Origin of the sequence: Mycobacterium sp. E740, assembly GCF_001672895.1 — a bacterium.
Taxonomy (GTDB): Bacteria; Actinomycetota; Actinomycetes; order Mycobacteriales; family Mycobacteriaceae; genus Mycobacterium.
This window is the reverse complement of record NZ_LZKP01000113.1, coordinates 1-25,274: the sequence shown is the minus strand read 5'-3', so window position 1 is coordinate 25,274 and position 25,274 is coordinate 1. Positions and strand designations below refer to the sequence as shown.

The window sequence follows — 25,274 nt, the reverse complement described above, 5'->3', positions numbered from 1 at the left end:
TTGAACGCTTCACTGTGCCGGGTCACCGTGCACGTCGACGGCCCACACACAGCGCAGACAGTCGATGTGGCGCTGCCGAGTCGCGCCTGCCTCGGCGACATGCTGCCGTCGCTTGTTGAACTCATCCAAGTCGATCACCGACAGAGCGCGCAGCGCTGGCGGCTTCTCCGAGTCGACGGAGCTTCACTCGACGAGTCGCTGAGCCTGCGGGACAATGAGGTTCGCGACGGTGACGTTCTGTGGCTCACCACCGAGGACGTTTCGGCACCGGTCTTCTTCGACTGCGACGCGAGCCGTACGGCGGCCCGCCTTGCACCCCCTGCAGGTGGCGTACCGCAGCCGTTGTGCGCTGTCGCGAGCGTGGTCGCCGCAGCGGTCGGCGCGGTTGCGATCATCTGCTCGGCACGCGCGGGCGTCGGTATGGCGCCGGTTGCGACCGCCGCGGGGCTCAGTGGCGCAGCCATCCTGGCGTCGGTCGTGGCCCAGCGCCAGCGTCGCCAGAAACCACTACGCCTCGGGCTGAACGCAATTGCCGTGCTGATGGCCGCCGCCGGGGGTGCTGTCGCTGTTCCCGTCGGCCCACTCCCGGCACACCTGCTACTGACCTCGAGCGCCGCCCTGGTCGTAGCGGTTCTGCTTCTGCGGCTCAGCTTCTGTTGGGAGCTGACCGGCATCGTCACCACCGCGCTGCTGTGTGCCGCGGCGTCGGGGGTTGCCACCACGGGCAGTCTCGACAGCGTCTCCACGGGTGTACTGCTGGCCACATCGGCGCTCGCGACGTTTGGCGTCGCTGCGCGGCTGGCGATTCAGTTCACTCGCCTCGGCCCCGCGGCGCCCGATGCGGAAGACATCGGATGTCGGTCCGGCGTCGAGGAAAGCCGGGTGACGATCGCCCACGACACACTGACAGGAATCGTGGCGGGCGCAGGACTGGCTGCGCTCGTCGGCAGTGTGCTCGTCGGCAGCCGGGTAGCCGAACGCTCGTTCGCTGCAATTGCTTTCGAGATCGCCGTGGGCGCCGCGATGCTGCTGCGCGCCCGCACCCACATCGGGACCGTCCGGCGCACCACGCTGACGGCGTGCGGATTCGCCGTCCTCATCGCCGGTTTGGCGGCCGCGGTGGCCGTGGCTCCACAGCACGGCTACATGTTCGGCGCACTCGCCTGTCTCCTGGCGACCGGCGCGCTGATCCCCCTTCTCGGTCACACACCGCCCCTGCTGGTGCGCCGAGCCGTCGAACTGGCCGAGTACGCGGCGTTGGCGGCGGTGATACCGCTCGGTTGTTGGATCACCGGCGTTTTCGACTTCGTCCGGAACTCGGCGCTGACGTGATGTCGATCGGCACACGGATGCTCGGCATCGCGCTTCCCGCCGCATTCGTGTTCGCTCCCCCGGCCGTCGTGCCGAAGGCGGCCGCGACAACGCCGCCGGCAGTCGACGACTCGCTGCTGCCCAAGTCGCAGTCACCCGCACCGCCGACACGCACCGAGCAGACCGAGCAATGCGCTGCATCGCTCGGCGATTCGGTACCAGCCGACGCCGGTGGCCAACTCGACGACTTGGATCTGCCGTCAGTGTGGCGGCTGACGCGCGGCGCGGGGCAGACAGTCGCGGTGATCGACACCGGGGTGGCGCGCCATCGGCTGTTGCCTCATCTCGTTCCCGGTGGCGACTTCGTCTCAAGCAGTGACGGCACCGAGGACTGCGATGGACACGGCACGATCGTCGCAGGGATCATCGGCGCCACGGCGGATCGCGAGACCGCGAACCGGTTCAGCGGCGTCGCTCCGGACGCCGCGATTGTCGGTATCCGGCAGTCCAGCAACAAGTTCCGTGCAGCAGACAACACGACCGGCTCCGGTTTCGGCGACGTCGACACCCTCGCCAGGGCGGTGCGTACGGCAGCGGACATGGGCGCGACCGTCATCAACATCTCGACCGTAGCCTGCGTCGCCGCCGACGCCGTCCTGGATGACCGAGCCTTGGGCGCGGCTCTGGCGTACGCGGTCGACGTGAAGAACGTCGTCGTCGTGGCCGCCGCGGGCAATGTCGGTGCGCCCGGGCAATGTCGGGACCAGAATCCCACTCATCCGGGCCGGCCGGACTGGGACGACGTCAAGGTGGTGGCGAGCCCCGCCTGGTATGACGACTACGTGCTGACGGTCGGGTCGATCGCCCCGGACGGGCGACCGTCGGACTTCAGCCTCGCCGGCCCCTGGGTCGACGTCGCCGCGGCGGGCGAGAAAGTGATCTCACTCGATCGCGACGGCGAGGGGCTGGTCGCCAAAACAGCGACCTCGGCCGGTGAGCAACCGATCGCCGGAACCAGCTACGCCGCACCCGTCGTCGCCGGCCTCGTGGCGCTGGTTCGGGCACGATCACCACAGTTGACCGCCCGGCAAGTGATGCGCCGCATCGAGGAGACGGCGCGGCACCCCGCCGCGGGATGGGATCCCGTCGTGGGGCACGGAGTCGTCGACGTGCTGGGGGCGGTGACGGGCGGCCCGCGACCCATCGAAAAAGCGGATCGGGTCACGGCCGTGGCGTTTCCGGCGTCCACCGCGCCCGATCAGCGACCTGCCCTCATCGCGCTACGCGGCGCCGCCATCTGCCTGGCGGTTATCCTCGCTGTAGCCGCAACCACGTTGTGCCGCAGGCGGTTACGGAACGACAAGGCCGTCCCGCGCGACTGAGGCCGCCGCCACACTCAGCTCCGGCCCCCGCGGTAGCCGCGCCAGCACCGGCCACGGTGCAGGCACCGGCTCCCCGAGCAACCCCAGCCGCTCGGCCGTTTTCTCGTCACGGATACCGAAGACCACACCGTTGTCATCGACCAGGTACAGGGTTCCGCTCCGCGCGCCGTCGCCGCTGACGCCGACCGCCCGCACGTACGCGCTGCGCCCACCGGCCAGGGAAAAGCCGTCGATGCCGGCGGCGGCCGAGTCGCCCTGCGCCAACTGAATGGTCCGCGCAACTTCGTACCCGGGCATCGAGTCGGCGCTCACCACCTCTGCGGCAACGGAATTCGAGCCGTTCGCCCACCGCCACTGCCCGCACAGCACGGGATCGTCGGCGACGCCCGCGCGCGCGGGGAAATCCGCAACCGGCAGCTCGTCGACAACCGGGACCGCGCCGATGACACCGGGGTCGACGGTTGCAATCTCGCGTGCCTGCTGAGCCTGAGTGAACAGGATGAGGTCGGCGGCCACAGCTCCTATCCGCTGCACACCTGTCGCGAGCACCACGTAGAGCTCCGCGAAATCCGTTCGCGGGACACGGACCACAGCGCCCACACGCAACCCGCGTAGCGACGCCTGCGCACCGGCGTTGCGGATGTACGGCGCTGCGATCTCCGCAACCTCCGGCAACATGTCCAGAACCGCACGCGAGACGGGCCGCGGCACAACGCCCTCCACCCGAAGCGCACGGACGACGGCGGGGTTGCGCAGGTCGACTCGCGCGCGCCGCCCGTCGAACAGCAGATACGTTGTCGCGGCGCCTTCGTCCACGACGCTGACCAGTACGCTGCGGCGGGCGGCACGGGCATCGTCGACCCGCCCCACCAGTACGGTGGTCGCCGATGACGCGTCGTCGCAGACGAGCCAGCCGGACTCGTCCGCGGTCAACGGCGTTCCGATCGTGTCGGGTGCGCCCGGAATCCCCAGCGTCGCTCCGCGCGGCGCGGCACTGACGGCTGAGGCGCTGACGAGCTGCGGCTTCGCGGTCGAACCCGTGATGAGCCGCGCCGACGCGAGGTTCAGCGCTGGATGCAAAGTGTGATCGACGCGTACGTAGAGTGCGCCGGTATCACGCACCAAAACGATCGGCTCATCGCCGAGCGTCCCGCGCGGCGCAACGAACGCCAGCACGGCGCAAGCCCCGATCGCGATGGCCGTCAGGACCGCCCCGGCGAGCATCGAAAGCGACTGTGCTCGCATCGGATCATCGAACATTCCGACGTCGCCACGGACGAGCGCGTGCTGCATTCGCCGCAGCAGGAAGCGGTGTGCGCTGAGCTGCAGTCCGTTGGTCGATCGCCCTGTCATCACTCCCCCGCCGTCAGCCTAAGGCTCGCGGGCAGGCGCAGCGATCACCGTTTTCGTCGCCCCAGAGGGGCCGGACGAGCAAACCGTTGGCCGACAGGCCCCCGGATATGTGAGTATGTCGGCGTGACTTTGCTGCGCGAAACGGCCCGGTTCGCGGCCGCCGTGGCCGCCACCGTCGCGGTCGTCGGCGGCGGGGCGCCGTCAGCGACCGCCCAACCCGGCCCTCCGCCCGGGCCGGTCAACCCGGGATACGGCTACGGTTCTGCCAGCTCCGACTGCGCCGATGTCGAGGTGATCTTCGCCCGCGGCACCGACGACACCCCCGGCCTCGGCACACCGGGATCCGCGTTCGCCAATGCGCTGCGGAGCTTGATCGGCAACCGCAGCCTCACCACCTACGCGGTCAACTACCCCGCTTCCTACGATTTCCTGGCCGCCGCAGACGGGGCGACCGACGCCGCCAACCGGGTCGCGATGATGTCGCAGCAGTGCCCGACGACGCGCCTGGTGCTCGGCGGCTACTCGCAGGGGGCGGCCGTCATCGACATGCTGGCCGGTGTGCCGCCGCTCGGCAACAAGATCGGCTCGATCGGGTCGGCGCCGCCGCTGCCCCAGAGCCTGGTGTCGAACGTGGCGGCCGTCGCGGTGTTCGGCAACCCGGCGACGAAGTTCAGCAACCCGATCACCAGTTCCGTGTTCGCCGGCAGGGCGATCGATCTGTGCAAGGACGGCGACCCGATTTGCTCGCGTGGCCGCAACCCCTTCGCTCACAACGACTACGTGAGCGCCGGGCTGGTCCAGCAGGCGGCGAACTTCGTCGCGGGTCTGGTCTGAACCTCGACGGCAAATTCTCTTGCCGACGCGTCGATTCCATCCGTTAAGATCGGCGGGGTGCAAAGTGATCTTGTTCGTCGTTGGGGCCGTCGGGGGACGTTGCTCGCAGGGGCAGTCGTACTCGCCGCGGCCGGACTCGTCGCGCCCGCCACCACCAACCGGCCCGCGGCCACACCCGTCGCCGCCGCGCAATCGTGCCCACAGGTCGAGCTGATCTTCGCGCGCGGGCGCACCGAAGCGCCCGGCGCGGGCGTGATCGGTAACGCGCTCATCAGCGCCCTGCGCAACAAGACCGACAAGAACGTCAGCCTCTACGCCGTGAACTACCCCGCCGACTACGAGGTGGACATCGGCGCGAACGACATGAGCTCGCGCATCCAGGACATGGTCGCGCGCTGCCCCGACACCCGGCTGGTGCTGGGCGGCTATTCGCTGGGCGCTGCGGTCACCGACGTCGTGGTGGCCGCGCCCATTTCGGCGTTCGGCTTCAAAAAGCCGCTGCCGCCGGGAATGGACACTCACATCGCGGCCATCGCGTTGTTCGGCAACGGGGCCGCGTGGGTGGGCCCGATCACCAATTTCAGCCCGCTGTACCGAGAGCGCACGATCGAGCTCTGCCACGGTGCGGACCCGATCTGCAACCCGGCCGAACCCAAGACGTGGGAAGGTAACTGGCCCGACCACGCCGCGCGGGCCTACGTCAACGCCGGCATGGTCAACCAGGCGGCCGATTTCATCGCCGGCCGTATCTGACCGGAATCACCGGCGCAGGTCCCGAGTGACCTCATTGCGCGCCGCGAGATCTTCGTCAGCCGGATAGTCGACGCCGACGAGCGTCAGGCCCTGCGGCGGCGCCGCCGCGAACTCGCTCGAGCGTCGATCGGCGTTCAGCAACGTCGCGCACCAACCGGTTTCGCGACGGTGCTCGCCGACCGCCAGCAGTGCACCGACCAGCGACCGGACCATCGACCAGCAGAACGCGTCGGCACTCACATGAGCGGTGACGCGTGTCCCCTCGCTCGACCAGTCCAGCCGCTGCAGTTCGCGAATCGTGGTGGCGCCTTCGCGGTGCCGGCAGAACGCAGCGAAGTCATGCAGCCCCAACAACTCCCGAGACGCCTCGGTCATCGCGGCCACATCGAGGGGGCGCGGCCACGCGGTGACGTAGCGCGCGTCGTGCGGCTCGACGCCGTAGGGCGCCGTCGACAGCCGGTAGACGTAGTGGCGGCGCAGCGCCGAGAACCGGGCATCGAAACCAGGAGCCGCCCGCGCAACGTCGAGCACCCGGACGTCCGGCGGCAGGAAGCGCCCGAGCCGTCGCACCAGCGCGAGGAACTCGCTCTCGTCGCGGCGCGGCACGCGCGGAAACGCGTTGGGCAGAGCGCTTTCCGGCACGTCGATATGGGCGACCTGGCCGGTGGCGTGCACTCCGGCATCGGTGCGCCCCGCTCCGCGCACGATCACCCGCGTGCGGAACACGGTCGATAGCGCACCTTCCAGAACACCGGCGACCGTGCGCTGCCCGGCCTGTACGGCCCAGCCGGCGAAATCTGTTCCGTCGTAAGCGATATCGAGCCGGAGACGAACGAGCCCGCCACCGGAGTCGATGGCGGGCCCGTCACTCACGTCGCTAGGACTTGTCGGCATCCTCGTCGGATTCGGCTTCCCCGGAGTCGGCCTCGGCCTCGGCGGCCTGGGCCTCCTCGATCGCGGCGTCCTCTTCCTCGACGGCCTCCTCGACCGACTCGACCTCCGTGGGGCCTTCTGCCGCTTCCGGCTCCACAGCAGCCTGCGGTGCCGCGGCGGCAGCAACCGGCTGCTCGGCCTTCTTCGAGCCGCCCGAACTCGGCCCGGTGTCGCCGCCGGAGCGGCTCCGGCGGGCCCTATTCGCCTCCGACGTGACCGTCTTCTCCCGCACCAGCTCGATGACCGCCATCGGCGCGTTGTCGCCCTTGCGGTTCTCGACCTTGATGATGCGGGTGTAGCCGCCGTTGCGGTCGGCGAAGAACGGACCGATCTCGGCGAACAGCACGTGCACGATGTCCTTGTCGCGGATCTTCTTCATCACCTCACGCCGGTTGTGCAGCGTGCCCTTCTTCGCGTGCGTGATGAGCTTCTCCGCGTACGGCCGCAACGCCCGGGCCTTCGGCTCGGTCGTCTTGATCCGGCCGTGCTCGAACAGCGAAGTGGCCAGATTGGCCAGGATCGCCTTCTGGTGCGAGGACGACCCGCCGAGGCGAGGGCCCTTGGTGGGCTTAGGCATTTTGAACCTCAGGCATTGCGACTTCTCCTAAATGGGGCCGGCCCCCGTATCAGGTAGGACCGGGACGGATTCTTCTAGAGCTGTTCGGTTTCGGCGTAGTCCTGGTTGTCGTCAGCCTCGTAGGCCGAGTCGTAACCGGCGTCGCTGTTCCAGGTGCCGGTGGCGACGTCGTAACCGGCGACCTCGGACGGATCGAACGTGGCCGGGCTGTCCTTCAGCGACAGACCCAGCTGGTGCAGCTTGATCTTCACCTCGTCGATGGACTTCTGGCCGAAGTTACGGATGTCCAGCAGGTCGGACTCCGTGCGGGCGACCAACTCGCCCACCGTGTGCACACCCTCGCGCTTGAGGCAGTTGTACGACCGCACCGTGAGGTCCAGGTCGTCGATCGGCAGCGCGAACGAAGCGATGTGGTCGGCCTCGGCCGGCGACGGGCCGATCTCGATGCCCTCCGCCTCGACGTTGAGTTCCCTTGCCAGACCGAACAATTCGACCAGCGTCTTACCGGCCGACGCCAGCGCGTCGCGCGGCGTGATCGAGTTCTTGGTCTCGACGTCGAGGATCAGCTTGTCGAAGTCGGTACGCTGCTCGACGCGAGTGGCCTCCACCTTGTAGGTGACCTTGAGCACCGGCGAATAGATCGAATCGACCGGGATGCGGCCGATCTCGGCACCGGAGGCCTTGTTCTGCACGGCGGGAACGTAGCCGCGGCCACGCTCGACGACGAGCTCGACCTCGAGCTTGCCCTTCTCGTTGAGGGTGGCGATGTGCATCTCGGGGTTGTGCACCGTCACGCCCGCAGGCGGAACGATGTCGCCCGCGGTGACCTCGCCCGGGCCCTGCTTGCGCAGATACATGGTGACCGGCTCGTCCTCCTCGGACGACACCACCAGGCCCTTGAGGTTCAGGATGATGTCGGTGACGTCCTCCTTGACGCCCGGCACCGTCGTGAACTCGTGCAGCACACCGTCGATGCGGATGCTGGTGACCGCCGCGCCCGGGATGGACGACAGCAGCGTGCGCCGAAGCGAATTGCCAAGGGTGTAACCGAAACCGGGCTCCAGCGGCTCGATAACGAACTGAGAGCGGTTCTCGGCCTTGACATCTTCGGACAGAGTGGGGCGCTGAGAGATCAGCATGTGTTTCTTTCCTCCTTCACGGCACCCGCTATTTGATGCCGCGTATCCCAAACCGCCATCCGGGCGGCGGGAAGTCTTACTTCGAGTAGAGCTCGACGATCAGCTGCTCGGAGAGCGGGACGTCGATCTGTGCGCGCTCCGGCAACTGGTGCACCAGGATGCGCTGGCGTTCGCCGACGACCTGCAGCCACGCCGGGATCGGCCGGTCGCCTGCGGTCTCCCGCGCGATCACGAACGGATCGGTGTTCAGCGACTTCTCTTTGACGTCGACGATGTCGTACTGCGACACCCGGTAGCTCGGGATGTCGACCTTGACGCCGTTGACCGTGAAGTGGCCGTGGCTGACCAGCTGGCGGGCCATCCGGCGGGTGCGCGCCAGGCCGGCGCGGTACACCACGTTGTCCAGCCGGCTCTCCAAGATGCGCAGCAGGTTGTCGCCGGTCTTACCGGGCTGACGCACCGCCTCGTCGTAGTAACGACGGAACTGCTTTTCCATCACGCCGTAGGTGAAGCGGGCCTTCTGCTTCTCCTGCAGCTGCAGGCGGTACTCGCTCTCCTTGATCCGCGCGCGACCGTGCTGGCCGGGCGGGTAAGGACGCTTCTCGAACGACTGATCGCCGCCGACCAGGTCGACGCCGAGGCGGCGCGACTTACGGGTCGCGGGTCCGGTGTAACGAGCCATCTATCTCTCCTCCTAGACCCGGCGCCGCTTCGGCGGACGGCAGCCGTTGTGCGGCTGCGGTGTGACATCGGCGATCGCGCCGACCTCGAGGCCGGCGGCCTGCAGCGATCGGATCGCGGTCTCGCGGCCCGAGCCCGGGCCCTTGACGAACACATCGACCTTCTTGACGCCGTGTTCCTGCGCCTTGCGCGCCGCGTTCTCGGCGGCCAGCTGCGCGGCGAACGGCGTCGACTTACGCGAGCCCTTGAAGCCCACGTGGCCCGACGACGCCCACGCGATGACGTTGCCCTGCGGATCGGTGATCGTCACGATCGTGTTGTTGAACGTGCTCTTGATGTGCGCGGCGCCGTGCGGGACGTTCTTCTTTTCCCTGCGACGGGTCTTCTGCCCCTTCTTCGGGCCTGCCGTCTTCTTAGCTGGAGGCATCTACTTACCTGGCCTTCTTCTTACCCGCGATGGTGCGCTTCGGGCCCTTGCGGGTGCGCGCGTTGGTCTTGGTCCGCTGGCCGCGCACCGGCAGGCCACGGCGGTGCCGCAGACCCTGGTAGCAGCCGATCTCGATCTTGCGGCGGATGTCGGCCTGCACCTCGCGGCGCAGATCGCCCTCCACCTTGAGGTTGGCTTCGATGTAGTCGCGCAGCTGGGTCACCTGATCATCGGTCAGGTCCTTCGTGCGCAGGTCCCGGCTGATGCCGGTGGCGTCCAGGATCTCCTGGGAACGGGTACGGCCGACGCCGTAGATATAGGTAAGGGCGATCTCCATGCGCTTATCGCGCGGGAGGTCGACGCCCACGAGACGTGCCATCAGGCAGTGTTCCTTCTGCTATGCGGAGGTCTGGTCCCAGTCCGTTCCCGCCGTTCGTAGACCGCGGGGTCCGGCCTCCGTGCCGGACGTCGGTGAGCGGCGCATCCGCTCAGTGGTACTGGGGTTTCGTCATTCAGTTGTGTTTGCGCCCTAGCCTTGCCGCTGCTTGTGGCGCGGATCGGAGCAGATCACCATGACCCGCCCATGCCGACGGATCACCCTGCACTTGTCGCAGATGGGCTTGACGCTCGGGTTCACCTTCACGGCTCGTTCGATCCTTCTTGGTCTAGTTACTTGTACCGGTAAACGATGCGGCCCCGGGACAGGTCGTAGGGAGACAACTCCACCACGACGCGGTCCTCGGGCAGGATGCGGATGTAGTGCTGCCGCATCTTGCCGCTGATGTGGGCGAGCACCTTGTGTCCGTTCTCCAGCTCAATGCGGAACATCGCATTGGGCAGGGGTTCGACCACGCGGCCCTCGACCTCGATGGCACCGTCTTTCTTGGCCATGTCCTCCGTTGTCCTTGAGTTGGCGCCCTGGTTCGGCGCAGCATTCGCTTCGACTACAAAACGTGAGCCAGTAGCCAGAAATTCCAGGACAGGGGCACGCAAGAGCCGGCGCGAGCACCGCACCGTTGGTCCATGCTACCCGCTGGGAGCGCTCGCCCCAAAATCGCCGAACCAGCACCTCACAGCGGTCGGCCTCACCACCATATCCGCTGGACGGCGCGCGCATACTTGATCTCGATGACCGGCCCCTCGCCCCAGCCACGCAGACCAGCGATCCTCACCGTCGACGACGACCCCGCAGTGTCTCGCGCCGTCGCGCGCGACCTACGCCGCCATTACGGCGAGCGGTATCGCATCGTGCGTGCCGAGTCCGGCGCGGACGCGATCGAGACCATCAAGGAACTCAAGCTGCGCGGCGACACGGTGGCGGTGTTCGTCGCCGACTACCGCATGCCCCAGATGAGCGGCATCGAGTTCCTCGAGAAGGCCATGGACTTCTTCCCGCTCGCGCGGCGCGTGCTGCTGACCGCCTACGCCGACACGCACGCCGCGATCGATGCGATCAACGTCGTCGACCTGGACCACTACCTGCTCAAGCCGTGGGACCCGCCGGAGGAGAAGCTCTATCCCGTACTCGACGGCCTGCTCGAGGAGTGGCGGGCCGTCGGCGACCGCGCCATGCCGTACACGAAGGTGATCGGCCATCGCTACAGCGACCGCTCCTGGGAGGTGCGCCAATTCCTGGCCCGCAACGAGTACCCGTTCCGGTCGGTCGACGCCGAGAGCCCGAAGGGCCGCCAACTGCTGGAGGCCGCCGGTCAGGACGCAAGCCGGCTCCCGGTCGTCGTCACCGAAAAGGGTGAGACGCTCGTCGAGCCGTCGGACGTCGAACTGGCCACGCTGCTCGGCCTGTCGACAGACCCACAACTGGAGATGTACGACCTCGCGGTCATCGGCGGCGGACCGGCGGGGCTGGCCGCCGCGGTCTACGGCGCCTCGGAGGGCCTCAGGACGGTGCTGATCGAGAAGGCGACGACGGGCGGGCAGGCCGGCCGTAGTTCGAAGATCGAGAACTACCTCGGCTTCGAGAACGGAGTCTCCGGCGCCAACCTCACCACGACGGCACGCCGGCAGGCGGAGCGGTTCGGTGCCGAGGTCATCACGACCCAGGAGGCGGGCCGTCTCAAGGCGGGCGGGGTGGGCGCCGCCCACTCCGTGCGGCTCAACGACGACAAGACCATCGGAGCGCGCGCGGTCATCCTCGCCACCGGCGTCGACTACCGCCAACTCGAGATCACCGGGTGCCACGACGGCGACCCGGCCGGCAACTTCATCGGCCGCGGGGTGTACTACGGCGCCTCGGTCTCCGACAACAACGAGTGTGCGGGCGAGGACGTCTACATCGTCGGCGGCGCGAACTCCGCCGCCCAGGCAGCGATGTTCATGTCGCAGACGGCCAAGTCGGTGACGATGGTGGTTCGCGGCCCGTCACTGGAGGCGGGCATGTCGCACTATCTCGTCGACCGGATCAACAGGACCGCGAACATCACGGTGCGGACCTGCACGGAGGTGGTGGACACCGTCGCCGAAGACGACCATCTGTCGGGTCTGGTGCTGCTCGACAAGCGCACCGAAGAGACCGAGACGGTGCGCTGCGACCGGATGTGCTGCTTCATCGGTGCGATACCGCGTACCGAGTGGCTCGAGGAAGCGGGAATAGCCCGCGACGATCACGGCTTCATCCTGTCGGGGCCGGATTTGCGGGACAAGGTCGGCTGGACCCTGGACCGTCCGCCGCACCATCTGGAGACGAGCGTGCCGGGAGTGTTCGTGGCAGGAGACGTGCGGTCCGAATCGGCCAAGCGGGTCGCCGCGGCGGTCGGCGAAGGCTCGATGGCGGTGATGTTGGTGCATCGATACCTGGCCGAAGCATGATCGCCGGCACCGCCGGCGGGGCATGATCGTCGGCACCGCCGGTGGGCGTCAGAGAGGACGAGCGATGGGTTCGGACAACGGAGAAGAGTGCCTGCGCGAGGAGCTGCGGACCCTGTTCCTCTTCGAGCACCTGACCGATGAGCAGCTCGACATGCTCTGCGCCGACGGCCACATCGAGACGTTCCCCGCCGGTCCGATCTGCCTGGAAGGCGAACCGGCGACCTGCTTCTACGTGATGATCGACGGCGAACTGATCATGTCGAAGCGCTCCGGCGGTCTCGACATCGAGACCGGTCGCACGTCGCAGCGGGGGGTCTACTTCGGCGCCTGGTCGGCGTATGTACCCGGCGAGGAGCACATCTACGAGGCGTCGGTGCGGCTGACCAAGCCGTCACGCTGCTTCGTGCTCGATGCGGACGCGTTCGCGCGATTCATGCAGTCACAGTTCCCCATGGCCGTTCACCTGCTGGAGGGTCACAAGGTCGGCGGTCGGCGCCAGCGCCAGATCATCGGGCAGCGGGAGAAACTGCTCGCCCTCGGCACCATTACGGCAGGGCTCACCCATCAGCTGAACAATCCGGCGGCAGCCACGGCCCGCGCAGTGGCCGATCTCCGCGAGACCGTCGGCAAGATGCGGCACAAGCTCTCGATGCTGGCCGACGGCAAGTTCAGCCCAGAGGCCTTGCGCGTGCTGATCCGCATCCAGGACGAGGTCGCCGAACAGGTGGCCAAGAACAGAGATGTGGAACTCTCGGCGCTGGAAGCCTCCGACCGCGAGGACGCGATCGGGGACTGGTTGGAGGAGCACGGGATAACGAGCGCCTGGGAGTACGCGCCGACGTTCGTCGAGGCCGGCCTCGACACCGACTGGCTGGAACGGATCTCGGCCGCGGTGGACGAGGTCGATGCGACGGCATCGCTGCAGAGCGCGATCGGGTGGTTGAAGTACACGATCGACAACGAACTGCGGATGACCGAGATCGCCGAGGCCAGTAAACGCATTTCGACGCTGCTCGCGGGCGCCAAGCAGTACTCGCAGATGGACCGCGGTGCCTACCAGAGCGCCGACGTCCACGAGTTGCTCCGCAGCACGATCATGATGTTCGGGAACAAGATCGGCCACCCGGGCAAAGGCAAGCCGGTCACGATCGTCAAGGAGATGGACAAGACCCTGCCCGAATTGCAGTGCTACCCAGCCGATCTCAACCAGGTTTGGACGAACATCATCGAAAACGCGATCCAGGCCATGGCCGGCCAGGGCACCCTGACGATCCGGACGGCCCGCGAGAACGAGCAGATGATCCGGGTCGAGATCTGCGACGACGGGCCAGGCATCCCCGAGGACATCATCGACCGGATCTTCACCCCGTTCTTCACCACCAAACCCTTCGGTGAAGGCACCGGCTTCGGCCTCGACCTGGTGTGGCGCATCGTCGTCGAAAAGCACGGCGGCAACATCTCGGTGCAGTCGCAGCCCGGCGACACCCGGTTCATCGTCTGCCTTCCGCTGGTGGCGCCGGCGCCGACGGACCCCACCCCGGGCGAACTCGCCGCGGCGGGAAGGGAATAGCGGCCGTGACGAAACCCGATCTCGGCGCCTACGGCGCTTTCGGCCACCACTCGATGTGGCAGCGACTCAGCGCAGACCAGCTGCGCGCGATCGAAGACCTCGGCTACGGGGCGATCTGGGCGGGTGGCTCGCCGGCGGCCGAATTGGCTTGGGTCGAGCCAATTCTCGAGGCGACGGACAGGCTCAAGCTCGCGACCGGCATCGTCAACATCTGGACCGCTCACGCCGGACCCGTCAGCGAGTCCTTTCACCGCATCGACGGCGCCTACCCCGGCCGGTTCCTGCTCGGAATCGGGGTCGGCCACCCCGAGGCGCACACCGAGTACAAGAAGCCGTACGACGCGCTCACCGAGTACCTCGACAAGCTCGACGAGTACGGGGTTCCGAAGGACCGGCGGGTGGTCGCCGCCCTGGGCCCGCGGGTACTCGAGCTCTCGGCGCAGCGCTCCGCGGGCGCGCATCCTTACCTGACGACACCCGAGCACACCGCCCAAGCACGCAAACTGATCGGCCCTGAGGCGTTCATCGCGCCGGAACACAAAGTCGTGCTGACACAGGACGCGGACAAGGCTCGGGCGGTCGGCCGCAAGGCGCTGTCCATCTATCTCAACCTGCAGAACTACCTAAACAACTGGAAGCGGCTCGGGTTCACCGACGACGACGTCGCCAAGCCCAGCAGCGATCGCCTCGTCGATGCCGTGGTCGCCTACGGCAGCGTCGACTCCATCGCCGAACGACTGAAAGAACACATCGACGCGGGCGCCGACCACGTGCCCGTTCAGGTGCTCACCGGAGTTGACAAGCTGGTGGATGCGCTTGCCGAACTCGCCGGGCCGCTCGGCCTGACGTGACCTCATCACCAAAGGGATCTGCATGACTGAGCTCAAGCCTGCACTCGGCCGTTACGGCGTCTGGACCTTCGGCGCACCGAAACCCGATCAGGCGGCCGAGATCGAGAACCTCGGCTACGGCGCGGTGTGGATCGGCGGATCGCCTGCAGGGAACCTCGAATACGTCGAGCCCATCCTCGAGCGGACTGAGAACCTCCAAGTCGCCACCGGCATCATCAACGTCTGGAGGGCGCCGGCCGACGAGGTCGCCGAGGCGTACCACCGCATCGAGGACGCCTACCCGGGTCGGTTCCTGCTCGGCGTCGGCATCGGTCATCCCGAACACACCGAGGAGTACCGCAAACCCTACGACGTGCTGGTCGAGTACCTCGACGCGCTCGACGCCGCGAAGGTCCCGACGAGCCGCCGCGTGATCGCCGCCCTGGGGCCGAAGGTGCTTGCGCTGGCCGCGCAGCGCAGCGCGGGGGCACACCCGTACCTGACGACGCCCCAGCACACCGGAGAGGCGCGAAACCTGTTGGGCCCCACGGTATTCCTTGCTCCCGAACACAAAGTAGTGCTGGCCCGGGACGCCGAGGCGTCCCGCAAGATCGGCCGCGACACCGTCGACTTCTACCTGAACCTGTCGAACTACATCAACAACTGGAAGCGGTTGGGGTTCACCGACGACGACGTCGCCAAGCCCGGCAGTGACCGGCTGATCGACGCGGTCGTCGCGCACGGCACCACCGAGGCGATCGCCGCGCGGCTCAACGAGCACCTCGATGCGGGCGCCGACCACGTCGCGATCCAGGTGCTCGGCGGATGGGACGCGCTGTTGCCGACGCTGACCGAACTGGCGGGCCCGCTGGGGCTGTCCAGCTGACGAACTGAGTCTCCTGCAGGGGTCCTTGCATCGGCCAATACCCCATTACTAGGATATGCAACTATCTATCAGCGAAGGGCACGCTCATGACCACCCAGATCCCCCACTTCATCAACGGCCAGCGCACGAATGGCCAGTCGAGCCGCACCGCCGACGTGCTCAACCCCAGCACGGGCGACGTTCAGGCGCAGGTCATGATGGCCAACGCGGCCGACGTCGACGCGGCGGTCAGCGGCGCCGCCGAAGCGCAGCAGGCGTGGGCCGCGTGGAACCCCCAGCGACGTGCCCGCGTGCTGATGAAGTTCATCGAGCTGGTCAACCAGAACGCCGACGAGCTCGCCGAGTTGCTTTCTCTCGAGCACGGCAAGACTCACGCCGACTCCCTCGGCGACATCCAGCGCGGGTTGGAAGTCATCGAGTTCTCCGTCGGCATCCCGCATCTGCTCAAGGGCGAATACACCGAGGGCGCAGGCCCAGGCATCGACGTGTACTCCCTGCGTCAGCCGCTCGGCGTGGTCGCAGGCATCACGCCGTTCAACTTCCCCGCCATGATCCCGCTGTGGAAGGCCGGGCCCGCGTTGGCTTGTGGCAACGCGTTCATCCTCAAGCCCTCCGAGCGTGACCCGTCGGTTCCGCTTCGGCTCGCCGAGTTGTTCCTCGAGGCGGGCCTGCCCGCGGGCGTGTTCCAGGTGGTGCAGGGCGACAAGGAAGCCGTCGACGCGATCCTCGAACACCCGGCGATCCAGGCGGTCGGGTTCGTGGGCAGCTCCGACATCGCGCAGTACATCTACTCGACGGCGACCGCGAACGGTAAACGCGCACAGTGCTTCGGCGGTGCGAAGAACCACATGATCGTGATGCCCGACGCCGACCTCGACCAAGCCGTCGACGCTCTGATCGGTGCCGGTTACGGCAGCGCAGGCGAGCGTTGCATGGCCATCAGCGTGGCGGTCCCGGTGGGTGAGGAGATCGCGAACCGGCTGCGTGCCCGGCTCGCCGAACGGGTCGCCGAACTGCGCGTCGGCCACAGCCTCGACCCCAAGGCGACCTACGGACCGCTGGTCACCGAGGCAGCGCTCAACCGCGTGCGCGACTACATCGATGCCGGCGTCGAGGCGGGTGCCGAGATCGTCGTCGACGGTCGCGAACGACGCAGTGATGACATGCAATTCGGTGATGCCAGCCTGGAGAACGGCTACTACATCGGGCCCACGCTCTTCGACCATGTCACCACCGACATGTCGATCTACACCGACGAGATCTTCGGCCCGGTGCTGTGCATCGTGCGCGCGAAGGACTACGAGGAAGCGTTGGCGCTACCCTCCGAGCACGAGTACGGCAACGGCGTGGCGATCTTCACCCGCGACGGCGACGCCGCCCGCGACTTCGTCTCCCGCGTCCAGGTGGGCATGGTCGGTGTGAACGTCCCGATCCCGGTTCCCGTGGCCTACCACACGTTCGGCGGCTGGAAGCGGTCCGGCTTCGGCGACCTCAACCAGCATGGTCCGCATTCGATCCTGTTCTACACCAAGACCAAGACCGTCACACAGCGCTGGCCGTCGGGCATCAAGGATGGCGCTGAGTTCGTCATCCCCACGATGAAGTAGGCCGCAAGGCACCTCGATGGACTACTTCGGCTTGGACGACGACGAGCGCGTGATCGCCGAGACGGCGGCCGCGTTCGCCGAAAAACGGCTTGCGCCAAACGCTTTGGAATGGGATGCGGCCAAGCACTTCCCCACCGACGTGTTGCGCGAGGCCGCCGAACTCGGGATGGCGGCGATCTACTGCCGTGACGACGCCGGTGGCAGCGAGTTGCGACGGCTGGACGCGGTGCGCATCTTCGAGCAGCTGTCGACCGCGGACCCGGCCGTCGCCGCGTTCTTGTCGATCCACAACATGTGCGCCTGGATGATCGACACGTACGGCACCGACGAACAGCGCAAGTCCTGGGTGCCGCGGCTGGCGTCGATGGAGCTGATCGCCAGTTACTGCCTGACAGAACCGGGCGCCGGGTCCGACGCCGGCGCATTGCGCACCAAAGCTGTGCGTGACGGTGACCATTATGTCCTCGACGGGGTCAAGCAGTTCATCTCCGGTGCCGGCTCGTCCGATGTCTACATCGTGATGGCCCGCACCGGTGGCGAAGGTCCCCGCGGAATTTCGTCGTTCCTGGTCGAAAAGGGCGCGCCCGGACTGAGTTTCGGCGGCGCTGAAGTCAAGATGGGCTGGCACGCGCAGCCCACCGCGCAGGTGATCTTCGAAGGTGTCCGGGTACCTGCCGAGGCGATGCTCGGAGGCGCCGACGGTGAGGGCGCAGGCTTCGGGATCGCGATGAACGGGCTCAACGGCGGGCGGCTGAACATCGCAGCGTGCTCGCTCGGCGGCGCGCAGGCCGCCTATGACAAGGCCGCCGCGTATGTCCGCGACCGGGAGGCGTTCGGCGGTCCGCTGCTCGACGAGCCCACGATCCGGTTCACCCTCGCCGACATGGCCACCGCGTTGGAGACGTCGCGAAACCTGTTGTGGCGCGCGGCGCGCGCGCTCGACGACAACCACCCGGACAAGGTCGAGTTGTGTGCGATGGCCAAGCGCTACGTCACCGATTCGTGCTTCACGGTTGCCGATCAGGCGCTGCAACTGCACGGCGGCTACGGATACCTGGCGGAGTACGGCCTGGAGAAGATCGTTCGCGACCTCCGGGTGCACCGAATCCTCGAGGGCACCAACGAGATCATGCGCGTGGTCGTCGGGCGGTCGGAGGCCGCGAAGGTGCGGGCGTCAGCGTAACGGAACGGAGAGCAGATGACGACGATCGCGTTCTTGGGGTTGGGCCATATGGGCGGTCCGATGGCGGCGAACCTCGTTGCCGCCGGGCAGACCGTGCACGGCTTCGACCCGGTGCCCGCACTGAAGGACGCCGCCGCCGAGAAGGGTGCATCGGTTTTCGGCAGCGGTGCCGAGGCGGTCGCCGACGCGGACGTCGTCATCACGTCGCTGCCCAACGGCGACATCGTCAGAGCCTGCTACGCCGAAGTGCTGCCCGCCGCGAAGGACGGCGCACTGTTCATCGACACCTCGACCATCTCGGTCGACGACGCACGCGCCATCAATCAGCAGGCGGGCGATCACGGGTTCGCGCAACTCGACGCCCCGGTTTCCGGCGGGGTGAAGGGCGCGACGGCGGGCACGCTGGCGTTCATGGTCGGCGGTGACGACGCTGCGGTGGAGCGGGCACGTCCGGTGCTGGAGCCGTTGGCGGGCAAGATCATTCACTGTGGTGGCTCGGGGACCGGGCAGGCCGCGAAGCTGTGTAACAACATGGTGCTCGCGGTGCAGCAGATCGCGGTCGGCGAGGCGTTCGTGCTCGCCGACAAGCTGGGACTGTCGGCACAGTCGCTGTTCGACGTGATCACCGGGGCCACCGGCAACTGCTGGTCCGTGCACACGAATTGCCCTGTGCCCGGCCCGGTTCCGACCTCACCGGCGAACAACGACTTCAGGCCGGGGTTCGCGACCGCGCTGATGAACAAGGATCTCGGGCTGGCGATGGCCGCAGTCGAGTCGACCGGCGCGAACGCCCCGCTGGGCAGCCACGCCGCCGAGATCTACGCGAGGTTCGCCGACCAGCACGCCGACAAGGACTTCAGCGCTGTCATCGAGCTGCTGCGCTGACTTGCTTTCTGACAGCTACGCAGCTGAAGGTTTGCGGACTTTCCACCAATTCGCGTGCAGGCGCTGGCAGTCGGCGAGCTGGAGTGGGCTGTCGCCGGCGAAGTCCGGTCGCACCGCCATTGCGGTCGGGATGTCGGGGGTGCCTTCGCCGGTGATGACGATGGGCGCAACGCCGGCAGCGGTCGCCGCGCGCAGCCCTGAGGCCGAGCCCGTGACGGCCACCGCGTCCTCGGCGGCCACGCCGAGTTCCCACAGTGCGTGCCGGTGTGCCTCGGCGTCGGGCATCGGCTTGACGACGTCCTCCGCGCTGACCACGACCTCGACCAGTCCCTCCCCGGCGAGCTGGCGGACCAGCGGCTCGGCCCAGCCGCGCTGACCGTTCACCACGACGGCCACCTGGACGCCGGCGCCGACCGCGTCCATCACGAAGTCGACCAGCCCAGGGCGCGGCGCGAGGTCACGCTCGAGGATCAGCTCGTCGAACATCATGGTCTTGGTCGCGTAGATCTCGTCGGCCAGCAGCGCCGTCAGCACGTCGGACTCCGTCGCCACGCAGCACTTGCGCAACTCCGCAGCGATCCGCTGGCGCTCGTCCGTCAGCGCCAGGAGCTGGCGGTACCGGGCCACCGTCCAGTGACAGTCCAGGCCGTGCGCCCGGAACGCGGCGTTGTACGCCTCCCGATGGCCGTCGCATTCGATGTCGGTCAGGGCGTCGAGGTCGAACACCACCGCGCGCACCGAACAGCCCGAAGCCGGCCCTGCTCCATGGGGGGAACTGTCCCACCAGAACCGGCCCGCGCGCCACGTAGTCTCCTGCGTTGTCGGCATGGGCACTAGGGTGGCCGATCTCACGCTTTTCCAACCTCCCCCAATCGGGGGATCGTCGGTGGCGACTTGCCCCGCCAGGATCCTCTACCTGGGAAATGACACCTCTAAGGTAGGTGACATGTCGAGCAGCCCACCGGTGCGCCTTGTGCTGGTCGACGACCACGAGATGGTCATCGAGGGGCTCAAAGCCATGCTCGCGGCGTTCGCCGACCGGGTACAGGTCGTCGGGCAGGCGGTGGGCGCCGAGCGCGCGGTCGCCGTCATCGAGGAACTCGACCCCGACATCGTGTTGTGCGACGTTCGCATGCAAGGCGCGAGCGGCCTGGACCTGTGCGCCGAGCTGCGCGACCGCGACGCCGACCGCAAGGTCGTCATGCTGTCGGTCTACGACGACGAGCAGTACCTGTTCCAGGCGCTGCGCGTCGGCGCATCGGGGTACCTACTCAAGAGCATCAGCAGCGACGAGTTGGTGCGCCAGCTCGAGTTCGTGCACCGCGGCGAGACCGCGATCGATCCGGGTATGGCGGCGCGGGCCGTCGACACCGCCGCGCGGCTGCAGCGCGACGAGTTCTGGCCGGGCGCCCGTCAGGGCTTGACCCAACGCGAAAGCGAGATCCTGTCGTTCGTCGTCAACGGGCTGTCCAACCGGGCGATCGCCACGAAGCTCGTGATCGGCGACGAGACGGTCAAGACGCATCTGAGCTCGATCTACCGCAAGCTCGGCGTGAGCGACCGCACCGGCGCCGTGGCGACCGCGCTGCGCGAAGGCATATATCAATGAGCCAGCCCGACGCCGTGCGCGAGCTCAGCCAGTATGCGCTCGCCGCCGACCGCGAGCTGGCGCTGCTGCGCGAGCTGATCCAGGCCGCGTCGAAGGGCCCGGGCGTCGAACCGCTCGCGGCCGCGGCCGCCCGAATGATCACCGCGGCCACTGCCAGCGACGTGTGCTTCGTGCACGTGCTCGACGACAGTGACCGGTCGCTGACCCTGGCCGGTGCAACGCCACCGTTCGACTCGCAGATCGGCAAGATCAGACTGCCACTGGGGCAAGGTATTTCGGGTTGGGTGGCCAGCCACCGCGAGCCCGTCGTCATCACCGAAGACAAGGAGTCCGATCCGCGCTACATGCCGTTCCAGTCCTTGCGGGGTTCGGACTTCACGTCGATGGTTTCGGTGCCGATGGAGACCGACCCCGGCGGCCTGGTTGGCGTGCTCAACGTGCACACCGTCGAGCGCCGCGAGTTCGCCGAACGCGACGTCGACCTGCTGGTGGTGATCGGCAGGCTGATCGCCGGCGCCATGCACCAGGCCCGGCTGCACCGGCAACTGGTGGCCCGCGAGCGGGCGCACGAGAACTTCGTCGAGCAGGTGATCGAGGCCCAGGAGCTCGAACGGCGCCGCCTCGCAGGCGATATCCACGACGGTATCTCGCAGCGCCTGGTCACCCTGTCCTATCGGCTGGATGCGGCCACCAGGTCCGACGATCCCGACGCCGTGGCCGAACAACTCGGCAAGGCACGCGAATTGGTCGACCTCACCCTTCAGGAGGCGCGCGCGGCGATCAGTGGGCTGCGCCCGCCGGTGCTCGACGACCTCGGGCTGGCCGGCGGGCTGGCCAGCCTGGCGCGCTCGATACCGCAGGTCGGTATCGAGGTGGATCTCGCCGAGCGGCGGCTGCCCGACCACATCGAGCTCGCGCTGTACCGGATCGCGCAGGAGTGCCTGCAGAACGTCGTCAAACACGCCAAGGCGACGTCGGCGCACTTGCTGTTCACGGTCGACGCCGGCGACAACGGGGATGTTGCCCGGCTCGAGATCATCGACGACGGAATAGGTTTCGACACCTTCGAACATCCGCTGGGTGGCGACGAGATGGGTGGTTACGGGCTGTTGTCGATGGCCGAGCGCGCCGAGATCGTCGGCGGCCGGCTCAACATCAGGTCACGTCCGGGCGCGGGTACCGCGGTCACGGCGACGATTCCGCTGCCATCGGCGCTCACTCCTTAGCGCGAGCGAGAAGCCAGGGCTGTAAAACCACCCGGATCACGACCAGGAATGCTATTTCGGCGGGGAAATGCGCGTGCCTCAGAAATCCCCCGAGTTGCGGCGCAGCGTCTGGATCGAATCCGTCAACGCGCGTGACTCGGCATCGGACATGCCGATGTCGGCGAACACCTCGTTGTTCAGGGTCACGGTAGCGTCCTCGACGGTGGACCGGCCGAGGTCGGTGATCTGCACCAGCGTGGTGCGCCCGTCAGTCGGGTGCGGGACCCGCTCCACCAGGCCGTCGGACTCCAGCCGCCGGATCGCGTGGGTGACGCTGGTGACGTGCACCTGCAACCGGTCGGATGCCTTGGTGATCGGCAGCGCGCCGTTGCGGCTGAACGCCAACAGCCGCAGCAATTCGAACCGGGAGAAGCTCAGGTCGTATGGCCGCAAGGCACTTTCGACCCGCGCCAGCAGAATCTGGTGCGCCCGCATCACCGACGTCACCGCGACCATGCCGTCGGCGACCTTCTCCCAGCCGCTGCGTTCCCAATTGGCGCGCGCGAGCGCGATCGGGTCGTCGTCCGGCCGCGGAGGTCGTGACGCTTCTCGGGGCACGCCTCTTCATACCGCATGCGTAGGCGGGCGCAGCGGGTTTCAGCCCACGACCCGGGCCACCGCCGCCACGACTGCGCGGGTGGATCTGCGGTCACCGACGGTGATGCGCACGCCGCCGTCGGCGTAGTGCCGGACCCGGATCGTGTCGAACACCTGCTGCCAGGGGTGGACGCATGGCGGCAGGTACACGAAATTGGCGTTGCTCTCGGTGCTGCACACGCCCATCGACCGCAGTCGCATCCGCAGATGCCTGCGCTCTGCGGTGATCGCGCAAATACGTTGGCGGAGTTCGGATTCCGATTCGAAGGAGGCGCTCACCGCGGCCAGTGCGGTGGTTGCCACTCCGAACGGCAGCTGCATCGTCCATAATCGGCGGGCCAGCCCCGGTGCGCAGAACCCGTACCCGATCCGCAGTCCGGCGAGGCCGTAGGCCTTGGAGAACGTCCGCACCACTACGACATTGGGATACCTTGCGACGACACCGGCGCTGTCGATGCGACATTCCGGCGCCACGAACTCGACATAGGCCTCGTCGAGCAGCACCACGGTGTCGGCCGGTACCCGCTGCAGGAACCGCTCGAGATCGGCGGCGGGTGCCACGGTGCCGGTGGGGTTGTGCGGCCGGCACACCACCACGACCCTGGCCTGCGCCGCGGCGGCTGCCATCGCGTCGAGGTCGTGGTGACCGTCGGCGTCGAGCGCGACGGTCACCGATCTCAGCCGTGCCATCTGCGCGAAGATCGGATACCCGTCGAACGTCGGCGAAGCCATCACGATGGTGTCGCCGGGAGTGGTCAACGCGTGCAGCACCTGCATGATCACGCCCGTCGCACCCGCGCCGATCACGACCTGCTCGGCGCGGACCCCGGTACGACCGGCGATCAACGACCGCAGTCGCTCTGGCAGATACTCCGGGTACCGGTTCGCCGACTCGATCGACGCGCTCAACGCCGACTGCACCGACGGCAGCGGCGGAAACGGATTCTCGTTGAGGGCCAACGATATCGGGTCGGCGGCACTGGGCAATCCGTCGTCATCCGCCACATCGATGCGGCTCGGCGTCGTCATCGGCTGCGCCCTCCCCACCGCACGGCGGCCGCCCCCGCGAAATCACCGGCATGCGCGAACGCCGCCATCAGCACGACATCACCCGCTGCGAGCCGCCCGCTGTCGATCGCCCGGTCCAGGTTGATCGGGATGCCCGCGGCGAACAGGTTGCCGCACTCGTCGAACGTGTCCACGTGCCGTTCGGCGGGCAGTTCGAGCGCTTCACGCCAGTTCCGCAGGAAGACCCGGTTCGGCTGGTTGGTCACGAGCAGGTCGAGATCAGCTGGCTTGACGCCGATGCGGTCGCACACCGCATACGACACCTCGGGCACCTGCCGGTTGCCTCGTGCCAGCACTTTGGTGATCTTGCTTTCGGTGAAGCCGATGTACCCCTCGCCAGACCCCGGCTGCCACCACTTGCGCGGCGGATCGACCGCGATCGTCATGTCCCCGGCGAACTCACCGTAGGTGCGACATTCGACGTCGAGGATGGGTGACTGCTCCGACACCTCCACCAGCGCGACGGCCGCGCCGTCGCCGGGCACCGCCGCCTGCGCCTTGCGCCGCACCCCCGGTTGGTCGAACACCTGCCCGGCCGCGTTCTGCGCGACGGCGATCACCGCGGACCGGCCCGCCCCGGACGTCAGCAGCTGGCGAGCCACCTGAAGGCCGAGAACGAACGCCGCGCAGCCGCCGTTGTGCAGATCGAGCACCCAGTCCGGCTTCATCCCGAGGCGGTGCGCCATCGCTCCGCCACCACCGTAGAACGGCATGTCGGGCATCTGAGTGTGGGTGATGAGCACGTCCGCACCGGCGATCGCATCCTGGCCGTGGCGCTCGATCAGACCGGCCGCCGCCCGTTCGACCATGTCGACGGCGGTCTCGTCGGGCGTGACATGGTGCCGAAACCTGGGCGCGCGGAACATCAGGTTGTCGCGCAGGTCGTCTGATTCGGCGAACTGCGCGTAGTACTCGGCGCCGATCGGCTCGCCCGGCAGGTAGGTAGAAACGTCGACAAGGCTGACGGTCATCGCTCACCTCATCCAGTCCGGCGTGACGGAAAGACCGTTGCGGTAACGGTATTCGGCGATTGCTTTGAGGTTGCGCAGCTCCAGGAGATGCCCGGCACCGAACATGTCCCAGAAGTCGCCGACCCAGACCGGCCGCTCGGGCGGGGCCGTCTCCGGGTAGGGGTTGCGGTCGTAGAACGGGTGGTGGCAATTGGTCCAGAGCACCACCGAACCGGGCTTGTCCAACACGATCCGGGCATCGACGATGCGCATCAGGTAGATCATCCACAGATGCCTGCCCTGATCCCACGCGCAGTGGTAATCCACGGTCATCGCCGCCTCGTTGGCGACGGTCCGGGTGAAAATCTTTGTCTCCGAACCCAACCGGTCATAAGCCAGCCACAGCCCCGGCTCTTCGGTCGGCGTGAAGCCGCGCAGGCTGTAGGTCCACTCCTCCAGACACCGCGTGTCGGCCAGGTAGTCGAACAGCTCGCCGGGCGGGCAGTCGATGTAGTCGTTGACGGTGCAGTACTGGCCGTACACGTCGTCGTGCGGATAGACCGACCGCATCATCTCCATGATGATCGGCGTGGCCTTCTCGCGCGGCG

At 67.6% G+C, this 25,274-nt stretch carries 27 protein-coding genes; 13 read left to right on the top strand and 14 right to left on the bottom strand.

Annotated elements, in window-relative coordinates:
* Together eccD and mycP are read left to right on the top strand one after the other, a co-directional pair.
* Positions 1 to 1,332 (top strand): type VII secretion integral membrane protein EccD, encoded by a 1,332-nt coding sequence (gene eccD, locus A5663_RS10935; RefSeq protein ID WP_197503365.1) that lies wholly within the window; start codon positions 1 to 3, stop codon positions 1,330 to 1,332.
* Positions 1,332 to 2,693: a type VII secretion-associated serine protease mycosin gene (mycP, locus tag A5663_RS10930; protein WP_068148052.1), complete on the top strand. Its 1,362-nt coding sequence runs from the start codon at positions 1,332 to 1,334 to the stop codon at positions 2,691 to 2,693. Before eccD ends, mycP begins: the two co-directional genes overlap by 1 nt.
* Here mycP and eccB read toward each other — a convergent pair.
* Positions 2,661 to 4,046 (bottom strand): type VII secretion protein EccB, encoded by a 1,386-nt coding sequence (gene eccB, locus A5663_RS10925; protein ID WP_068148049.1) that lies wholly within the window; start codon positions 4,044 to 4,046, stop codon positions 2,661 to 2,663. The two genes, mycP and eccB, sit on opposite strands and share 33 nt — an antisense overlap.
* Positions 4,047 to 4,169: 123 nt before the next feature.
* Here eccB and A5663_RS10920 point away from each other — a divergent pair, with 123 nt between their 5' ends.
* The gene (locus A5663_RS10920) at positions 4,170 to 4,880 is read left to right on the top strand and encodes a cutinase family protein (protein ID WP_068148045.1); all 711 of its coding nucleotides are present in this window, start codon (positions 4,170 to 4,172) and stop codon (positions 4,878 to 4,880) included.
* 57 nt (positions 4,881 to 4,937) lie between these two features.
* Positions 4,938 to 5,633, top strand: a complete 696-nt coding sequence (locus tag A5663_RS10915) for a cutinase family protein (protein ID WP_082974045.1) — start codon at positions 4,938 to 4,940, stop codon at positions 5,631 to 5,633.
* A 6-nt stretch (positions 5,634 to 5,639) separates the two neighbouring features.
* On the opposite strand, the gene truA is transcribed toward A5663_RS10915, so the two are convergent.
* The 8 genes from truA to infA form a co-directional block, all read right to left on the bottom strand.
* Positions 5,640 to 6,527: a tRNA pseudouridine(38-40) synthase TruA gene (truA, locus tag A5663_RS10910; RefSeq protein ID WP_068148040.1), complete on the bottom strand. Its 888-nt coding sequence runs from the start codon at positions 6,525 to 6,527 to the stop codon at positions 5,640 to 5,642.
* Complete coding sequence (rplQ, locus tag A5663_RS10905) at positions 6,511 to 7,143, bottom strand: 50S ribosomal protein L17 (RefSeq protein WP_068148037.1); 633 nt, start codon at positions 7,141 to 7,143, stop codon at positions 6,511 to 6,513. Before rplQ ends, truA begins: the two co-directional genes overlap by 17 nt.
* A 74-nt stretch (positions 7,144 to 7,217) precedes the next feature.
* Positions 7,218 to 8,282 carry a DNA-directed RNA polymerase subunit alpha gene (locus A5663_RS10900; protein ID WP_068148034.1) on the bottom strand — a complete coding sequence of 355 codons (1,065 nt, stop codon included), beginning with the start codon at positions 8,280 to 8,282 and terminating at the stop codon, positions 7,218 to 7,220.
* A 76-nt stretch (positions 8,283 to 8,358) separates the two neighbouring features.
* Positions 8,359 to 8,964, bottom strand: a complete 606-nt coding sequence (gene rpsD / locus A5663_RS10895) for a 30S ribosomal protein S4 (protein ID WP_068148031.1) — start codon at positions 8,962 to 8,964, stop codon at positions 8,359 to 8,361.
* A gap of 12 nt (positions 8,965 to 8,976) precedes the next feature.
* A complete protein-coding gene (rpsK, locus tag A5663_RS10890) occupies positions 8,977 to 9,390 on the bottom strand; it encodes a 30S ribosomal protein S11 (RefSeq protein ID WP_068148027.1) in 414 nt (137 codons plus the stop codon).
* Positions 9,391 to 9,394: 4 nt separating this feature from the next.
* Positions 9,395 to 9,769 carry a 30S ribosomal protein S13 gene (gene rpsM, locus A5663_RS10885; protein WP_064345640.1) on the bottom strand — a complete coding sequence of 125 codons (375 nt, stop codon included), beginning with the start codon at positions 9,767 to 9,769 and terminating at the stop codon, positions 9,395 to 9,397.
* Between the two features lie 150 nt (positions 9,770 to 9,919).
* Positions 9,920 to 10,033: a 50S ribosomal protein L36 gene (gene rpmJ, locus A5663_RS22595; RefSeq protein ID WP_003879483.1), complete on the bottom strand. Its 114-nt coding sequence runs from the start codon at positions 10,031 to 10,033 to the stop codon at positions 9,920 to 9,922.
* A 26-nt stretch (positions 10,034 to 10,059) separates the two neighbouring features.
* The gene (infA, locus tag A5663_RS10880) at positions 10,060 to 10,281 is read right to left on the bottom strand and encodes a translation initiation factor IF-1 (protein ID WP_003418601.1); all 222 of its coding nucleotides are present in this window, start codon (positions 10,279 to 10,281) and stop codon (positions 10,060 to 10,062) included.
* Positions 10,282 to 10,518: 237 nt separating this feature from the next.
* On the opposite strand from infA, the gene A5663_RS10875 reads away from it, so the two are divergent.
* The 7 genes from A5663_RS10875 (at position 10,519) to mmsB (ending at position 19,177) form a co-directional block, all read left to right on the top strand.
* On the top strand, positions 10,519 to 12,216 hold the full coding sequence (locus tag A5663_RS10875; protein WP_068148024.1) for an FAD-dependent oxidoreductase: 1,698 nt from the start codon (positions 10,519 to 10,521) through the stop codon (positions 12,214 to 12,216).
* Between the two features lie 64 nt (positions 12,217 to 12,280).
* The gene (locus tag A5663_RS10870; protein ID WP_068148021.1) at positions 12,281 to 13,786 is read left to right on the top strand and encodes an ATP-binding protein; all 1,506 of its coding nucleotides are present in this window, start codon (positions 12,281 to 12,283) and stop codon (positions 13,784 to 13,786) included.
* Positions 13,787 to 13,791: 5 nt separating this feature from the next.
* Complete coding sequence (locus A5663_RS10865) at positions 13,792 to 14,637, top strand: LLM class F420-dependent oxidoreductase (protein WP_082974043.1); 846 nt, start codon at positions 13,792 to 13,794, stop codon at positions 14,635 to 14,637.
* Between the two features lie 22 nt (positions 14,638 to 14,659).
* A complete protein-coding gene (locus A5663_RS10860; protein WP_068148017.1) occupies positions 14,660 to 15,502 on the top strand; it encodes an LLM class F420-dependent oxidoreductase in 843 nt (280 codons plus the stop codon).
* 86 nt (positions 15,503 to 15,588) lie between these two features.
* Positions 15,589 to 17,109, top strand: coding sequence for a CoA-acylating methylmalonate-semialdehyde dehydrogenase (locus A5663_RS10855; protein WP_068148015.1), 1,521 nt, complete (start codon positions 15,589 to 15,591; stop codon positions 17,107 to 17,109).
* Between the two features lie 16 nt (positions 17,110 to 17,125).
* Positions 17,126 to 18,292 (top strand): acyl-CoA dehydrogenase family protein, encoded by a 1,167-nt coding sequence (locus A5663_RS10850; protein WP_068148012.1) that lies wholly within the window; start codon positions 17,126 to 17,128, stop codon positions 18,290 to 18,292.
* Positions 18,293 to 18,307: 15 nt separating this feature from the next.
* Positions 18,308 to 19,177: a 3-hydroxyisobutyrate dehydrogenase gene (mmsB, locus tag A5663_RS10845; protein WP_068148007.1), complete on the top strand. Its 870-nt coding sequence runs from the start codon at positions 18,308 to 18,310 to the stop codon at positions 19,175 to 19,177.
* 15 nt (positions 19,178 to 19,192) lie between these two features.
* Here mmsB and A5663_RS10840 read toward each other — a convergent pair whose 3' ends face one another.
* On the bottom strand, positions 19,193 to 20,005 hold the full coding sequence (locus A5663_RS10840; RefSeq protein ID WP_068148004.1) for an HAD family hydrolase: 813 nt from the start codon (positions 20,003 to 20,005) through the stop codon (positions 19,193 to 19,195).
* Between the two features lie 118 nt (positions 20,006 to 20,123).
* Between A5663_RS10840 and A5663_RS10835 the strand changes: the two genes are divergently transcribed.
* Positions 20,124 to 20,786 carry a response regulator transcription factor gene (locus tag A5663_RS10835; RefSeq protein WP_068148002.1) on the top strand — a complete coding sequence of 221 codons (663 nt, stop codon included), beginning with the start codon at positions 20,124 to 20,126 and terminating at the stop codon, positions 20,784 to 20,786.
* Entirely contained in the window at positions 20,783 to 22,012 is a 1,230-nt protein-coding gene (locus A5663_RS10830) for a GAF domain-containing sensor histidine kinase (RefSeq protein ID WP_068147998.1), read from the top strand. The genes A5663_RS10835 and A5663_RS10830 overlap by 4 nt, the downstream gene beginning before the upstream one ends.
* A 78-nt stretch (positions 22,013 to 22,090) precedes the next feature.
* Here the strand turns inward: A5663_RS10830 and A5663_RS10825 are convergent, their stop codons facing one another.
* From A5663_RS10825 to A5663_RS10810, 4 genes are all read right to left on the bottom strand, one after another.
* Entirely contained in the window at positions 22,091 to 22,609 is a 519-nt protein-coding gene (locus tag A5663_RS10825; RefSeq protein WP_068147995.1) for a MarR family winged helix-turn-helix transcriptional regulator, read from the bottom strand.
* Between the two features lie 39 nt (positions 22,610 to 22,648).
* The gene (locus A5663_RS10820; protein ID WP_068148107.1) at positions 22,649 to 23,677 is read right to left on the bottom strand and encodes a histidinol-phosphate transaminase; all 1,029 of its coding nucleotides are present in this window, start codon (positions 23,675 to 23,677) and stop codon (positions 22,649 to 22,651) included.
* On the bottom strand, positions 23,674 to 24,687 hold the full coding sequence (locus tag A5663_RS10815) for a 3-oxoacyl-ACP synthase III family protein (RefSeq protein ID WP_068147988.1): 1,014 nt from the start codon (positions 24,685 to 24,687) through the stop codon (positions 23,674 to 23,676). The genes A5663_RS10820 and A5663_RS10815 overlap by 4 nt, the downstream gene beginning before the upstream one ends.
* A gap of 3 nt (positions 24,688 to 24,690) precedes the next feature.
* Positions 24,691 to 25,274: hypothetical protein (locus A5663_RS10810; RefSeq protein ID WP_068147985.1), on the bottom strand; the 584-nt coding region annotated here is incomplete at its 5' end.

What these genes read in the sequence shown, in the direction of transcription:
- mycP (WP_068148052.1), top strand. Translation starts at nt 1,332, where the DNA reads ATGTCGATCGGCACACGGATGCTCGGCATCGCGCTTCCCGCCGCATTC.
- eccB (WP_068148049.1), bottom strand. Translation starts at nt 4,046, where the DNA reads ATGACAGGGCGATCGACCAACGGACTGCAGCTCAGCGCACACCGCTTC.
- truA (WP_068148040.1), bottom strand. Translation starts at nt 6,527, where the DNA reads ATGCCGACAAGTCCTAGCGACGTGAGTGACGGGCCCGCCATCGACTCC.
- rplQ (WP_068148037.1), bottom strand. Translation starts at nt 7,143, where the DNA reads ATGCCTAAGCCCACCAAGGGCCCTCGCCTCGGCGGGTCGTCCTCGCAC.
- A5663_RS10900 (WP_068148034.1), bottom strand. Translation starts at nt 8,282, where the DNA reads ATGCTGATCTCTCAGCGCCCCACTCTGTCCGAAGATGTCAAGGCCGAG.
- rpsD (WP_068148031.1), bottom strand. Translation starts at nt 8,964, where the DNA reads ATGGCTCGTTACACCGGACCCGCGACCCGTAAGTCGCGCCGCCTCGGC.
- rpsK (WP_068148027.1), bottom strand. Translation starts at nt 9,390, where the DNA reads ATGCCTCCAGCTAAGAAGACGGCAGGCCCGAAGAAGGGGCAGAAGACC.
- rpsM (WP_064345640.1), bottom strand. Translation starts at nt 9,769, where the DNA reads ATGGCACGTCTCGTGGGCGTCGACCTCCCGCGCGATAAGCGCATGGAG.
- infA (WP_003418601.1), bottom strand. Translation starts at nt 10,281, where the DNA reads ATGGCCAAGAAAGACGGTGCCATCGAGGTCGAGGGCCGCGTGGTCGAA.
- A5663_RS10875 (WP_068148024.1), top strand. Translation starts at nt 10,519, where the DNA reads ATGACCGGCCCCTCGCCCCAGCCACGCAGACCAGCGATCCTCACCGTC.
- A5663_RS10870 (WP_068148021.1), top strand. Translation starts at nt 12,281, where the DNA reads ATGGGTTCGGACAACGGAGAAGAGTGCCTGCGCGAGGAGCTGCGGACC.
- A5663_RS10860 (WP_068148017.1), top strand. Translation starts at nt 14,660, where the DNA reads ATGACTGAGCTCAAGCCTGCACTCGGCCGTTACGGCGTCTGGACCTTC.
- A5663_RS10855 (WP_068148015.1), top strand. Translation starts at nt 15,589, where the DNA reads ATGACCACCCAGATCCCCCACTTCATCAACGGCCAGCGCACGAATGGC.
- A5663_RS10850 (WP_068148012.1), top strand. Translation starts at nt 17,126, where the DNA reads ATGGACTACTTCGGCTTGGACGACGACGAGCGCGTGATCGCCGAGACG.
- mmsB (WP_068148007.1), top strand. Translation starts at nt 18,308, where the DNA reads ATGACGACGATCGCGTTCTTGGGGTTGGGCCATATGGGCGGTCCGATG.
- A5663_RS10840 (WP_068148004.1), bottom strand. Translation starts at nt 20,005, where the DNA reads ATGCCGACAACGCAGGAGACTACGTGGCGCGCGGGCCGGTTCTGGTGG.
- A5663_RS10835 (WP_068148002.1), top strand. Translation starts at nt 20,124, where the DNA reads ATGTCGAGCAGCCCACCGGTGCGCCTTGTGCTGGTCGACGACCACGAG.
- A5663_RS10830 (WP_068147998.1), top strand. Translation starts at nt 20,783, where the DNA reads ATGAGCCAGCCCGACGCCGTGCGCGAGCTCAGCCAGTATGCGCTCGCC.
- A5663_RS10820 (WP_068148107.1), bottom strand. Translation starts at nt 23,677, where the DNA reads ATGACGACGCCGAGCCGCATCGATGTGGCGGATGACGACGGATTGCCC.
- A5663_RS10815 (WP_068147988.1), bottom strand. Translation starts at nt 24,687, where the DNA reads ATGACCGTCAGCCTTGTCGACGTTTCTACCTACCTGCCGGGCGAGCCG.